The organism is Streptomyces sp. NPDC002536 (assembly GCF_053594995.1).
Map to the genome: position 1 here is coordinate 23,615 of NZ_JBSFWU010000052.1, position 13,163 is coordinate 36,777.

11 protein-coding genes are annotated in these 13,163 nt (G+C 70.2%); 7 read left to right on the forward strand and 4 right to left on the reverse strand.

The genetic code is table 11. From position 1 onward, the window contains the following. Positions 1–2: 2 nt before the first annotated feature. From ACWD4B_RS19950 to ACWD4B_RS19965, 4 genes are read left to right on the forward strand one after another with little or no spacing between them, the layout of a single operon-like run. On the forward strand, positions 3–776 hold the full coding sequence (locus tag ACWD4B_RS19950) for a cytochrome c biogenesis CcdA family protein (protein WP_451421998.1): 774 nt from the start codon (positions 3–5) through the stop codon (positions 774–776). A gap of 23 nt (positions 777–799) precedes the next feature. After that, the gene (gene resB / locus ACWD4B_RS19955; RefSeq protein WP_451421975.1) at positions 800–2,581 is read left to right on the forward strand and encodes a cytochrome c biogenesis protein ResB; all 1,782 of its coding nucleotides are present in this window, start codon (positions 800–802) and stop codon (positions 2,579–2,581) included. Continuing rightward, on the forward strand, positions 2,578–3,666 hold the full coding sequence (gene ccsB, locus ACWD4B_RS19960; protein ID WP_451421976.1) for a c-type cytochrome biogenesis protein CcsB: 1,089 nt from the start codon (positions 2,578–2,580) through the stop codon (positions 3,664–3,666). Before resB ends, ccsB begins: the two co-directional genes overlap by 4 nt. 36 nt (positions 3,667–3,702) lie before the next feature. After that, on the forward strand, positions 3,703–4,230 hold the full coding sequence (locus tag ACWD4B_RS19965) for an SRPBCC domain-containing protein (protein WP_451421977.1): 528 nt from the start codon (positions 3,703–3,705) through the stop codon (positions 4,228–4,230). A gap of 9 nt (positions 4,231–4,239) precedes the next feature. Here ACWD4B_RS19965 and ACWD4B_RS19970 read toward each other — a convergent pair whose 3' ends face one another. Together ACWD4B_RS19970 and ACWD4B_RS19975 are read right to left on the reverse strand one after the other, a co-directional pair. After that, entirely contained in the window at positions 4,240–5,673 is a 1,434-nt protein-coding gene (locus ACWD4B_RS19970; RefSeq protein WP_451421978.1) for an alkaline phosphatase family protein, read from the reverse strand. Positions 5,674–5,834: 161 nt separating this feature from the next. Further along, positions 5,835–7,028 (reverse strand): RtcB family protein, encoded by a 1,194-nt coding sequence (locus ACWD4B_RS19975; protein ID WP_451421979.1) that lies wholly within the window; start codon positions 7,026–7,028, stop codon positions 5,835–5,837. A 162-nt stretch (positions 7,029–7,190) separates the two neighbouring features. On the opposite strand from ACWD4B_RS19975, the gene ACWD4B_RS19980 reads away from it, so the two are divergent. Then, positions 7,191–8,036 carry a hypothetical protein gene (locus ACWD4B_RS19980; RefSeq protein ID WP_451421980.1) on the forward strand — a complete coding sequence of 282 codons (846 nt, stop codon included), beginning with the start codon at positions 7,191–7,193 and terminating at the stop codon, positions 8,034–8,036. A gap of 141 nt (positions 8,037–8,177) precedes the next feature. Beyond that, positions 8,178–8,897 (forward strand): hypothetical protein, encoded by a 720-nt coding sequence (locus ACWD4B_RS19985; protein ID WP_451421981.1) that lies wholly within the window; start codon positions 8,178–8,180, stop codon positions 8,895–8,897. A 66-nt stretch (positions 8,898–8,963) separates the two neighbouring features. Here the strand turns inward: ACWD4B_RS19985 and lysS are convergent, their stop codons facing one another. Then, a complete protein-coding gene (gene lysS / locus ACWD4B_RS19990; RefSeq protein WP_451421982.1) occupies positions 8,964–10,703 on the reverse strand; it encodes a lysine--tRNA ligase in 1,740 nt (579 codons plus the stop codon). Between the two features lie 162 nt (positions 10,704–10,865). Between lysS and argS the strand changes: the two genes are divergently transcribed. Next, positions 10,866–12,623 carry an arginine--tRNA ligase gene (argS, locus tag ACWD4B_RS19995; protein WP_451421999.1) on the forward strand — a complete coding sequence of 586 codons (1,758 nt, stop codon included), beginning with the start codon at positions 10,866–10,868 and terminating at the stop codon, positions 12,621–12,623. Positions 12,624–12,643: 20 nt separating this feature from the next. On the opposite strand, the gene ACWD4B_RS20000 is transcribed toward argS, so the two are convergent. Then, entirely contained in the window at positions 12,644–13,129 is a 486-nt protein-coding gene (locus tag ACWD4B_RS20000; RefSeq protein WP_414168679.1) for an ATP-binding protein, read from the reverse strand. Between the last annotated feature and the right edge of the window lie 34 nt (positions 13,130–13,163).

Sequence of the window (13,163 nt, forward strand, 5' to 3'; positions counted from 1 at the left end):
CCGTGGCTCCCGTGATCACCCTTGCCGCCTCCGACGGGTACAACCACACCGTCCTGTCCGGCGCCCTGCTGCTGGCCCTGCCGGTCGCGGTGCTCGGCGGCCTCATCTCCTTCTTCTCCCCGTGCGTGCTGCCGCTCGTGCCGGGCTACCTCTCCTACGTCACCGGCGTCAGCGGCACCGACCTCGCCGAGGCCCGGCGCGGCCGGATGGTCGCCGGGGCCTCGCTCTTCGTGCTCGGCTTCACGGCCGTCTTCGTCTCCTCCGGCGCCGCCTTCGGCTACTTCGGGCAGACGCTGCAGGACTACAAGGAGCAGATCAACACGGTGCTCGGCGCGCTGACCATCGTGCTGGGCCTCGCCTTCATGGGCGTCCTCAACCGCTTCGGACAGCGCGAGTTCCGCTTCCACACCAGACCCACGATGGGCCTCGCCGGCGCACCGCTGCTGGGCGTGCTCTTCGGCGTCGGCTGGACACCGTGCATCGGCCCGACGCTCGCCGCCGTGCTCACCCTCTCCCAGAACCAGGCCAGCGCCGGACGGGGAGCCCTGCTCACCGTCGCGTACTGCGCCGGACTCGGCGTGCCCTTCGTGCTCGCCGCAGTGGCCTTCCGCCGCGCACTCGGCACCTTCGGCTGGGTCAAGCGGCACTACGCCTGGGTCATGCGGCTGGGCGGCGGGATGCTCGTCGCGGTCGGCGTGCTCCTCGTGACAGGGGTGTGGGACAGCATGGTCCAGGAGATGCAGACGTGGACCGCGAACTTCACCCCGGGAATCTGACAATGGCCAGGAGCGACAGCACCATGGATACCGCGGGCACCGCAGACACCGACGCCCCGTCGAACGCCGCGGCGGACGAGACCGCCGCACGCGCCGCCCTGTCCACGGCCCCGGCCGAGGACACCGCCGGAGGCACCGGCACCGCCGTGCCCGGCTCCTTCGGCGGCGTCCGCAGGCCCGGCGTCCTCGGCGCCCTGGCCTGGACCGCCCGCGAGGGCCTCGGCTGGGCCCGCTGGTTCTGGCGGCAGCTCACCTCCATGCGGGTCGCCCTGATCCTGCTCTTCCTGCTCTCCCTCGCCACCATCCCGGGCTCCCTCGTCCCGCAGAGCAGCGTCGACGAGGTCAAGGCCCAGGCGTGGAAGGACAGCCACAAGACGCTGACGCCGGTCTACGAGAAGCTCCAGCTCTTCCACGTCTACAGCTCGGTGTGGTTCTCCGCGATCTACATCCTGCTGTTCGTCTCGCTCATCGGCTGCATCATCCCGCGCACCTGGCAGTTCGTCGGCCAGCTCCGCGGCCGCCCCCCGGCCGCCCCCCGCCTGCTCACCCGCATGCCCGCGCACGCCACCTGGCGCACCGACGCCGCACCCGAGCAGGTGCTGGCCGCGGCCGAGAAGGTGCTGCGCCGCCGCCGCTTCCGCGTCGAGCGCTCCGGGACCGCCGTCGCCTCCGAGAAGGGCTACCTGCGCGAGGCCGGCAACCTCCTCTTCCACATCTCCCTCATCGTCCTGCTGCTCGCCTTCGCCGCCGGACAGCTGTGGAAGTCCGAGGGCGGCAAGCTCGTCGTCGAGGGGGACGGCTTCGCCAACACCCTCACCCAGTACGACGACTTCAAGTCCGGCTCGCTCTTCCGCGCCGACGACCTCGACCCCTTCAGCTTCAGCCTCGACAGCTTCTCCGGGAGCTACGAGCGCACCGGCCCGCAGAAGGGCACCCCGCGCGACTACGCCGCCCACATCACGTACTCGGACGGCTCCGACGGCAGCACCCGCAAGGCCACCATCAAGGTCAACGAACCGCTGGAGACGGCCGGTTCCAAGGTCTACCTGATCGGCCACGGCTACGCGCCGATGGTGACCTTCCGCGACGGCCGGGGCAACGTCGCCTTCAAGGGCCCGATGCCCGCGCTGCCCCTCGACAGCAACGTCACCGAGACCACCGTCGCCAAGGTCCCCGACATGCGGGACAAGGACGGCAACAAGGTCCAGATCGGCTTCAAGGGCAACTTCGTCCCCACCCTGGACCTGAAGACCGGCACGATGCTGTCCCAGTTCCCCGCCCTGGACAACCCGGGCCTGGTCCTCACCGCCTACAAGGGCAGCCTCGGCGTCGACTCCGGCGTCCCGCAGAGCGTCTACCAGCTCGACGTGTCGAAGATGAAGCAGTACACGGAGAAGGACGGCTCGCCGTTCGCCAAGCTCCTCACGGTCGGCGACACCATGACGCTGCCCGACGGCGCCGGCACCCTGCACTTCGACGGCATCAAGCAGTGGGCCACCTTCCAGGTCTCCCAGAAGCCCGGCGACGAGTGGGCCCTCGCCGGCGCCGTCGCCGCGGTCCTCGGCCTCATCGGCTCGCTGTTCGTCCAGCGCCGCCGCGTCTGGATCCGGGCCCTGCCCGGCACCGACGGCCGCACCGTCGTGGAGCTCGCCGGCCTCGGCCGCAGCGAGTCCGCCAAGCTGCCCGAGGAGCTCGCCGACATCGCCGCCGCCCTGCAGCCCGACGCCCCGGTCGCGGCCGACGGCTCCCCGGCGCCCACCGACTCCGCAGACCCCGCCGAACCGTCCGAAGGAGCGCGCGCGTGACCCTCGCCGCCGCAACCAACGAGAACCTGGCCCACCTCAGCAACTATCTGATCTACTCGGCCATGGCCGTCTACACCCTGGCCTTCCTCGCGCACATCACCGAGTGGGTCTTCGGCAGCCGCAGCGCCGTCGGCCGCACGGCAGCCGCCATCACCACCGAGGCGCAGGAGACCACCACGGTCACCGTCACCACGCGCAGCGCCGAACAGGGCGGCGGCACCGCCGTCCTGGAGCGCCCCAAGGTCGTCACCCGCTCCGCCCCCGGCAGCCGGGACGTCCCCGACGGCCCCGGCGCCGCCGGCACCAGCGAGCAGGGCGACCTCTACGGCCGCATCGCCATCTCGCTCACCGTCCTCGCCTGGGCCCTCCACGTGAGCGGCGTGCTCAGCCGGGCCCTGTCCGTGCAGCGCGCCCCCTGGGGCAACATGTACGAGTTCTCGACCACCTTCGGCTCGGTCGCCGTCGCGGTCTACCTCGGACTGCTCGTCGCGAAGAAGAACGTCCGCTGGCTCGGCCTGCCGCTGGTCACCTCGATCCTGCTCGACCTCGGCCTCGCCGTCTCCGTGCTCTACACCGCCAGCGACCAGCTGGTGCCCGCCCTGCACTCGTACTGGCTGTGGATCCACGTCTCCTGTGCGATCTTCTGCGGTGCCGCGATGTGGGTCGCCTCGGTCTCGACGCTCTTCTACCTCTTCCGCGACAGCTACGAGGCCAAGCTCGCCGTGAGCCGCGACGCCGGCGGCGCCTGGGGCAACGTCATGTCCCGCCTGCCCTCGGCCGCGACGCTCGACAAGTTCGCCTACCGCATCAACGCCACGGTCTTCCCGCTGTGGACGTTCACGATCATCGCGGGCGCCATCTGGGCCGAGGCCGCCTGGGGCCGCTACTGGGGCTGGGACCCCAAGGAGGTCTGGGCCTTCATCACCTGGGTCGCCTACGCCTGCTACCTGCACGCCCGGGCCACCGCCGGCTGGAAGGGGCGCAAGGCCGCCTACCTCGCCCTGCTGGCCTTCGCCTGCTACCTCTTCAACTACTACGGGGTGAACATCTTCCTCGGCGGCAAGCACTCCTACGCCGGAGTCTGAGCGGCGCGGTCCAGGCCTGCATGGTAGGTCTGGACCATGGAGATCCCCTCCCCGTACGGCACGTCCGAGACGGAGGGCGACAGCCACACCCTGCGGTACGAACTGTCGCTCCCGTACCCCCTGGACCAGGTCTGGCAGGCCATCGCCACACCCGAGGGCCTGCCCGCCTGGCTGGCCGCCGCCGAGCCCTTCGAACAGCGCGAAGGCGGCGCCATCACGCTGCGCTGGCTCAACACCGACACCGAGGGGACGGCCACGGTCGCCCCCGGCCACGTCACCGCCTGGGACCCGCCGCGGCGCGTCGAATACACCGTCGCCGTCCACGGCCGCATCCGCTTCGACCTCGAACACGCCCCCGCCAGCGTCGGCGGCACCCTGCTGCACTTCACCAACGAGCGCACCGGCACCACCGACGACCGCCTCGACTGCCTCGCGGGCTGGCACCACCACTTCGAGTACCTGCTCATGTCCCTGGCCGGACACCCCGCCGACTGGTCCCGCTGGACCCTCAACCGCTGGCGCGAACTGCGCCACGAGTACGAACAGCGGGACCGGACGGACTGAACGGGGTCGTCACCGCCGGGGCCGGGTCCCCGGCTCCTGCCGCGGCTCGTGCTGGTCGGCCCCCGGCAGCTTCGGCTTCGGCAGGTGGGAGACCTCCCACTCCGCCTGCCGCAGCTGCTCCGCGGTGTCACCCGGAACGCCCGGCGCCTTCCCGGCCGGCGCCCCGAACCCGAACGCCGACGTCAGGTCCCCGAAGGCCCGCCGCCGCCAGGCGCTGATGTTCGGCTCCCGCACCCCCGTCACCCGCTCCACGAAACGCAGCGTCGACGTGTGGTCGAAGGCCTCCCCCGCCGCCCAGCCGCCCACCGTCCACGGCGAGACGATCAGACACGGCACCCGGAACCCGCCGCCGATCGGCAGCCCCTTCACATACTCGTCCTTCGTCCCCTTCGGCGGCACCGGCGGCGGCACATGATCGAACAGGCCGTCGTTCTCGTCGTAGTTGAGGATGAAGACCGTCTTCCGCCACACCTCCGGATTGTCGGCGATGGCCTCGATCTTCTTCGCCACGAAGTCCGCACCAGCCGCCGGCAGATAGTCCGGGTGCTCGGACTGGTGCCCCGTCGGCAGGATCCAGGAGACCGCCGGCAGCCGGTCGTTGCGGGCGTCCTCCTCGAACGTCCCCTCCGGCGTCTTGCGCACCCCCCGCTCGTACAGCGGATTGCCCGGCTTGAGGTGCTTGAACTGCCGGAACTCCTCCAGCATGTTCGTGCCGTAGTTGTCCTCCTGCTGGTACACGCGCCAGCTGACCCCGGCCGCCTGCAGCCGCTCCGCGTACGTGGTCCAGCGGTACGGCGACGGCGCGGTGTTGTCGACGACGGGCCCGCCCCGGGTGCCGCCCGGATCGATCGTGCCCGTCATCCAGTACAGCCGGTTCGGCCAGGTCGGCCCGAAGACCGAACAGAAGTAGTTGTCGCAGACGGTGAACGTCTCGGCGAGCGCGAACTGGAAGGGAATGTCCTCGCGCGTGTGGTACCCCATCACGTACGGGGCGTCCTTCCCGTCCGCATCGGGTCTGCGGTGCGCCGGCAGCCACCGGTCCATCCTCCCGCCGTTCCACGCCTCGTGCTGCACACCCCACTCGTGGCTCGTGGACGGGATCGCCTGCGCACTCGTCTTGCGCGTGTCGAGGTGGAAGGGCAGCAGATAGCCCTTCGGATTCTCCTTGTCGGGCTGATGGAACACACTGCGCCCGTTCGGCAGCTTCAGCGCATGGGGATCGGCGAAGCCGCGGACGCCCTTGAGAGTGCCGAAGTAGTGGTCGAACGACCGGTTCTCCTGCATCAGCAGGACCACGTGCTTGACGTCCTTGAGCGAACCGCCCTCGACGGCCCCCGCCGCCACGGCCCGCTGCACACTGGGCGGCAACAACGCCAACGCCGCACCGCCACCGGCCACGCCCGCCGCCGTACCGAGAAGTCTGCGGCGTGTCAGATCAGGCATGGATGTCCCTCCCTGGAGTCGGGTGAAGCCACAGAGTGACCATTCCGACTCTCGGGGCGCGTATGCGTCGGGGGGAGGGGGGATGGAGTGAACGTTGTGTCAACTGGCCGTAACGGGCCCGGTGTTGATCGGCCGGGCGGCCATGCGGCCGCCCGTGCCCGTCAACCCTTCACGCACACGACCTGCTTGAGCTTCGCCACGACCTCGACGAGGTCCCGCTGCTGCTCCATGACCTGCTCGATGGGCTTGTACGCAGCCGGGATCTCGTCGACCACGCCACGGTCCTTGCGGCACTCGACACCCCGCGTCTGCTCCGCCAGGTCCTGCTCGGAGAAGCGCTTCTTCGCGGCGTTGCGGCTCATGCGCCGACCGGCGCCGTGCGACGCGGAGTTGAACGACGCCTCGTTGCCCAGGCCGCGCACGATGTACGAGCCGGTGCCCATCGAGCCCGGGATGATGCCGTACTCGCCGCCACCCGCACGAATCGCGCCCTTGCGGGTCACGAGCAGGTCGACACCCTCGTATGTCTCCTCGGCCACGTAGTTGTGGTGGCAAGAGATGACCGGCTCGAATGTAACGTTCGCCTTCGCGAACTCCCTGCGGACCACATCCTTGTACAGGGCCATCATGATCTCGCGGTTGTGCCGCGCGTACTCCTGCGCCCAGAACAGGTCATGCCGGTAGGCCGCCATCTCCGGGGTGCCCGCCAGGAAGACGGCGAGGTCACGATCAACCAGATTCTGGTTGTGCGACAGTTTCCGAGCCCGCCCAATGTGATACTCGGCCAACTCCTTGCCGATGTTCCGGGAGCCGGAGTGCAGCATGAGCCAGACCGACCCCTGGCCATCGATGCAAAATTCGCAGAAGTGATTTCCTCCGCCAAGCGTCCCCATCTGCCGAAGCGCCCGCCCCTGACGGAACTTGACCGCCTCCGCGACCCCGTCGAACCGCCCCCAGAAGTCGTCCCACCCCGCCGTCGGCAGCCCGTGCAGCCGGCGCGGGTCGACCGGGTCGTCGTGCATCGAGAAGCCGACCGGGATCGCCGCCTCGATCCGCGAGCGGAGTCGCGACAGGTCGCCCGGCAGGTCGTTCGCCGTCAGCGACGTCTTCACCGCGGACATGCCGCAGCCGATGTCCACGCCGACCGCAGCCGGGCACACCGCTCCGCGCATGGCGATCACGGAGCCGACCGTCGCCCCCTTGCCGAAGTGGACGTCCGGCATGACGGCCAGGCCCTCGATCCACGGCAGGGTGGAGACGTTGCGCAGCTGCTGCATGGCGACCGGCTCGACCGTGGCGGGATCCGCCCACATGCGGATGGGCACGCGGGCGCCGGGCACCTCGGTGTAGGACATACCTTCCTCATTCCCCCGAAAAATGTCGATAAAGCAAAAAGGCGGACCAACCGCTCATCCGCGACAGCGAACCGGCGGGCGCGGCGGCCCGTGCGGTAGACATTGTTCCCGGCCACCGCCATGCGGGGGCAACCAGTTTTCGGGCGAAGGGAGCCACGGACAGTGCAGCACAGGGCGTACGCACCGGCAGCCGCACTGGCCGCGGTCGTGCTCGCGGCCGGGCTCGCGGGGTGCAGCTCGAGGTCCGGCGCCACGGGCGGGACCGACGATGCCAGGCCGGGACGCGCAGGGGCCTCGGCGCCCGCCGCGCAGCCGGGGAAGTACCACAGCCTCCCCGAGCCGTGCAGCTACGTCGACCGCGACACACTGCGCCGGATGCTGCCGGGCGGCGCGACCGCGACCGACGACGACGATGCCGGCGCCGACAAGATCTACAAGGGCCAGCCCACGATCACCTATGACACCGACCGCCGCGTCGGCTGCAGCTGGAAGGTGGAGTCGCCGGACGGCGCCCGGCACCTGTCGGTCGACTTCGAGCGCGTGGTGTCGTACCAGCCGGGCGTGAGCGACGAGGCCCGCGCCCAGCAGCTCTACGCGCGCCAGTCGACCGCCGCGCACATCCCGGTGGCCTCCGGTTCGCCCTCCCCGAGCGCCTCCGCGCCCTCCCCGAGTGCGAGCACCGGCAATGCGCCCGGCCCGCAGCTGTCGGCCTCCCCCGCCGCGTCCCCCTCGGCCTCCGCTTCCGCCTCCCCCTCCGCCGACCCGGCCCTCGCGCCCCGGACGCTCGACGACCTCGGCGACGACGCGTTCATCGACGACAGGCTGGCCACGGCGGCCTCGGGCGTGCACCGTGACGTGACGGTCGTCTTCCGGTCGTCCAACGTGCTGGTGACGATCGCGTACGACCAGTGGTCGACGGACAAGCAGCACGTGCCCTCCCCCCAGGACCTGCAGGGCAAGGCGCACGGCCTGGCCCGTGAGCTCGATGCGGGGCACTTCGGCAATTAGCGCACTTCGGCGCACCGCCCCGGCGAGTACCGCCCCGATCGGGCCTGCGCCGGGCGCGGGCCGCGTACCGTGCCGCATGACGCGACATCTCCCACGCGACAACTCCCACGCCACATCCCCCATCGAATGAGCGAAGGACCCATGCACCGACGTACAGCCCCGCGACTCGCCCGAATCCTCGCCTGCGCCGCAGTACCGGTGATGCTCGTCGCCACCGGCTGCTCGTCGGGCGGGGGCGGCGGCGAGAAGAAGGAATCGGGCAAGCCGTCGCAGTCGGCGACGCCCAACGCCACGCCGACGGTGAAGGCGGCGGCGTTCGCCAAGCTGCCGGAGGTCTGCAAGACCCTCGACGAGAAGGCCATCGACAATCTGGTGCCGAAGGCCGACAAGAAGGAGGGCAAGGCACTACCCTCCAGCGACGTCAACGACTCGGCGAGCTGCTTCTGGAGCGGCCTGAACTCCGAGGACGTCAAGAACCAGCAGTTCCGTTCGCTGACGGTCTCGCTGAAGCGATTCGCCTCGGACCCCACCCTCGGCACGGGCGAGAAGCGCGCCACGGACTTCGCCGCGAAGCAGGCGACCGCGGCGACCACGGCGGACGGCGCCAAGGACGCGAAGTCGGAGAAGACGTCCGGCATCGGCGACGAGGCCACCACCATCTCGTCGCAGACGAAGAAGGACGACAACGACTTCCAGAACGAGACGGTCGTGGCCCGCACGGCCAACGTCGTCATCACCGTGAAGTACAGCGGCGCGGGCTACGAGGGCGCGAAGACGCCCGACGCCGGCGACATGACGAAGAACGCCCAGGACGCGGCCAAGCAGGCCGTGACGGCGGTGGGCAACGCCAACAAGAAGTAGCCGGCAGGACAGCCGAAAGGGCCGCCCCGAAGGGCGGCCCTTTCGTGTTGCTCGGGTTCGTGCTGCTCAGACCGCGAGCAGCTTGCGCACGCGGTCGGCGCCCACGGCGAGCAGCAGCGTGGGCAGGCGCGGGCCGGTGTCCCGGCTCACCAGCAGGTGGTAGAGCAGGGCGAAGAAGGACCGCTGGGCGACCTTGAGCTCGGGGGTGGGCTTGGCGTCCGGCTCCAGGCCGGCCTGGACCTTGGGCACGCCGTAGACGAGCGTGGTGAGCCCGTCGAGCGACCAGTGGTCGTCGAGGCCCTCGAGCAGCAGGCGCAGGGAGTCCCTGGCCTGGTCGTCGAGGGAGGCGAGGAGCTCGGTGTCGGGCTCGTCGCGGACGATGGTGCGGGACTCGGCCGGTACCTGGGTGTTGATCCAGTGCTCGGCGCGGTCGAGCCGGGGGCGGACCTCGTCGAGGCCGGTGACCGGGTTCTCGGGGTCGAGGTCGCTGAGGATGCGCAGCGTCTGCTCGTCGTGGCCGGCGGTGATGTCGGCGACGGAGGCGAGCGTGCGGTACGGGAGCGGGCGCGGGGTGCGCGGCAGCTCGCCGGCGGCGGTGCGCACGGCGCGGCTGTGGGCGGCGGCGTCGGCGGGGAGCACGGTGCCGTCGGCGACCTTGCTCTCCAGCTTGTCCCACTCGTCGTAGAGCCGCTGGATCTCCTGGTCGAAGGCGATCTTGAAGGACTGGTTGGGCTTGCGGCGGGCGTAGAGCCAGCGCAGCAGCGGCGCTTCCATGATCTTCAGTGCGTCGCCGGGGGTGGGGACGCCGCCCTTGGAGGAGGACATCTTGGCCATGCCGCTGATGCCGACGAAGGCGTACATCGGGCCGATGGGCTGCTCGCCGCCGAAGACCTTGCGGACGATCTGGCCGCCGACGACGAAGGAGGAGCCGGGCGAGGAGTGGTCGACGCCGGAGGGCTCGAAGACGACGCCCTCGTAGGCCCAGCGCATGGGCCAGTCGACCTTCCAGACCAGCTTGCCGCGGTTGAACTCGCTGAGCAGGACGGTCTCGGAGTGGCCGCACACGCAGGTGTAGGCGAGCTCGGTGGTCGCGTCGTCGTAGCCGGTGACGGTGGTGAGGTCGCGCTCGCAGGCACCGCAGTAGGGCTTGTACGGGAAGTAGCCCGCGGCGCCCGCGCTGCCGTCGTCCTCGGCGGCGGCGCCGGAGCCCTCGGCGGCCTCCAGCTCGGCCTCGTCGACGGGCTTCTGCTGCGGCTTGGCCTTGGGCTGGCCGGTGGCCTTGTCCTTCGTCCGGTACTGGTCGAGGATCGCGTCGATGTCGCCGCGGTGCTTGATCGCGTGCAGGATCTGCTCGCGGTAGACACCGGAGGTGTACTGCTCGGTCTGGCTGATCGGGTCGTACTCGATGCCGAGCTCGGCGAGCGAGGCGACCATGGCGGCCTTGAAGTGCTCGGCCCAGTTGGGGTACTCGGAGCCGGCCGGGGCGGGCACCGAGGTGAGCGGCTTGCCGATGTGGGCGGCCCAGGTCTCGTCGATGCCGGGGACGCCGGCCGGGACCTTGCGGTAACGGTCGTAGTCGTCCCAGGAGATCAGGTGACGGACCTGGTGGCCGCGGCGGCGGATCTCGTCGGCGACCAGGTGCGGGGTCATGACCTCGCGCAGGTTGCCCAGGTGGATCGGACCGGAGGGCGACAGGCCGGAGGCGACGACGATCGGTTTGCCGGGGGCACGGCGCTCCGCTTCGGCGATGACCTCGTCGGCGAATCGGGAGACCCAGTCGGCCTCATTGCTCTGCACCTGAGCCACGGCACTTCCTTCCTGACGGTCCTGGCATGACCATTGTCCCAGACGGCGGCACGGGTTCCGGGGTTGCCCGGGGGGCCGGGAATTCCCGGGGTGCCGTGGTGGGCGCGTGGGATACTCGGTGCCATCACCAGACTGCCGTCTACCGGAATGGCACCCATACCCATGGCTTCGGTTCCCTCTCTCGCTTCCACGCTCCAGCAGCGCATCTCGGACGCCCTTTCGGCCGCCCTGCCGGAGGCCGGTTCCGCCGACCCGCTGCTGCGACGAAGCGACCGGGCGGACTTCCAGGCCAACGGCATGCTGGCGCTGGCGAAGAAGCTCAAGGGCAATCCGCGGGAGCTGGCGGCCAAGGTCGTCGAGGGTCTGCCGGCGGGTGACCTGATCCAGGAGATCGAGGTCTCGGGTCCGGGCTTCCTGAACATCACGCTCTCGGACCGGGCGATCACCGAGACGCTGGCGGCGCGGGTCGCGGACGACCGCCTGGGCGTGCCGGTGAAGGAGAAGCCGGGCACGACCGTCATCGACTGGGCCCAGCCGAACGTGGCCAAGGAGATGCACGTCGGTCACCTGCGGTCGGCGGTGATCGGCGATGCGGTCGTGAAGATCCTGGAGTTCGCGGGCGAGAAGGTGGTCAGCCGCCACCACATCGGCGACTGGGGCACCCAGTTCGGCATGCTCATCCAGTACTTGCTGGAGCACCCGCACGAGCTGGACCACGAGGGCGCCGAGGCCGCGGGCGAGGAGGCGATGTCCAACCTCAACCGCCTGTACAAGGCCTCGCGTGCGCTGTTCGACACGGATGCGGACTTCAAGGAGCGTGCGCGCCGCCGCGTGGTGGACCTGCAGGCGGGCGACGAGGAGACCCTCGCACTGTGGCAGCGGTTCGTCGACGAGTCGAAGATCTACTTCTACTCGGTCTTCGACAAGCTGGACATGACGATCGACGACGCGGACGTGGTCGGCGAGTCCGGCTACAACCACATGCTCGCCGAGACGTGCCGGCTGCTGGAGGAGTCCGGTGTCGCGGTGCGCTCGGAGGGCGCGCTGTGTGTGTTCTTCGAGGACGTCAAGGGCCCCGACGGCAACCCGGTGCCGCTGATCGTGCAGAAGTCGGACGGCGGTTACGGCTACGCGGCGACGGACCTGTCGGCGATCCGCAACCGGGTGCAGGAGCTGGGCGCGGACACCCTGATCTACGTGGTGGACGCGCGGCAGTCGCTGCACTTCAAGATGGTCTTCGAGACGGCCCGCCGGGCGGGCTGGCTGAACGGTGAAGTGAAGGCCGTGCAGCTGGCGTTCGGCACGGTGCTGGGCAAGGACGGCAAGCCGTTCAAGACCCGTGAGGGCGAGACGGTGCGTCTGGTGGACCTGCTGGACGAGGCCGTGGAGCGCGCGGCGACGGTGGTGCGCGAGAAGGCCCGGGACCTCTCCGAGGAGGAGATCGCCGAGCGTGCCGCGCAGGTGGGCATCGGCGCGGTGAAGTACGCGGACCTGTCGACGTCGGCGATCCGCGACTACAAGTTCGACCTGGACCAGATGGTCTCGCTCAACGGCGACACCAGCGTCTACCTCCAGTACGCCTACGCGCGCATCCAGTCGATCCTGCGCAAGGCGGGCGAGGTCGCCCCGAAGGCGCACCCGGAGCTGGCGCTGGCCCCGGCGGAGCGGGCGCTCGCGCTGCACCTGGACGAGTTCGCGGAGACCCTGGCGGGCGTTGCGGAGACGTACGAGCCGCACAAGCTGGCCGCGTACCTGTACCAGTTGGCGTCGGCGTACACGACGTTCTACGACCAGTGCCCGGTGCTGAAGGCGGAGTCGGCAGAGCTCGTGGAGAACCGCCTGTTCCTGTGCGACCTGACGGCGCGCACCCTGCGGCAGGGTATGGCGCTGCTGGGCCTGCGGACGCCCGAGCGCCTGTAACAGCCGTCTGCTCAACCGCCTTATGCGACAGGGCCCTTCCCGGATCGGGAAGGGCCCTGTCGCACACCGGCACTTGCTCCGGCACCGAGTTCGAACCAGATGAGCTTGCCGACGAGTCCTTGGGGCTGGTCGCGCAGGGCGAATCCGCCCCAGCTGTCGGCGCACCACTGCACCAGCCCGAGCCCGCGCCCCTGTTCGGCCTCGGTCTCGGCGTCGGGGAGGGAGACGGTGTCCAGTGCGGGGAGGCGGGGGTTGGTGTCCCAGACGGCGACGCGCACGCGGTCGCCCTCGCGTTTGACGCGGACGGAGGCGGGGCCGTCGGAGTAGCGGTAGGCGTTGGTGACGAGCTCGGAGGTCAGCAGCTCGGCGGTGTCGGCCAGTTCGAGGAACCCGTGTTCCTCGAAGATGGTGCGCAGGGTGCGCCGTGCGATGCACGGCGCCATGGGGTCGGGAGGGACCTGGAGCGTGTACTCCCAGTCATCCGTGAGTTCGGGATCATGACTCATGCACGCCTCCGTAGCGTAAGCATCCTGACACGCA

What these genes read in the sequence shown, in the direction of transcription:
- resB (WP_451421975.1), top strand. Translation starts at nt 800, where the DNA reads ATGGATACCGCGGGCACCGCAGACACCGACGCCCCGTCGAACGCCGCG.
- ACWD4B_RS19965 (WP_451421977.1), top strand. Translation starts at nt 3,703, where the DNA reads ATGGAGATCCCCTCCCCGTACGGCACGTCCGAGACGGAGGGCGACAGC.
- ACWD4B_RS19970 (WP_451421978.1), bottom strand. Translation starts at nt 5,673, where the DNA reads ATGCCTGATCTGACACGCCGCAGACTTCTCGGTACGGCGGCGGGCGTG.
- ACWD4B_RS19975 (WP_451421979.1), bottom strand. Translation starts at nt 7,028, where the DNA reads ATGTCCTACACCGAGGTGCCCGGCGCCCGCGTGCCCATCCGCATGTGG.
- ACWD4B_RS19985 (WP_451421981.1), top strand. Translation starts at nt 8,178, where the DNA reads ATGCACCGACGTACAGCCCCGCGACTCGCCCGAATCCTCGCCTGCGCC.
- argS (WP_451421999.1), top strand. Translation starts at nt 10,866, where the DNA reads ATGGCTTCGGTTCCCTCTCTCGCTTCCACGCTCCAGCAGCGCATCTCG.
- ACWD4B_RS20000 (WP_414168679.1), bottom strand. Translation starts at nt 13,129, where the DNA reads ATGAGTCATGATCCCGAACTCACGGATGACTGGGAGTACACGCTCCAG.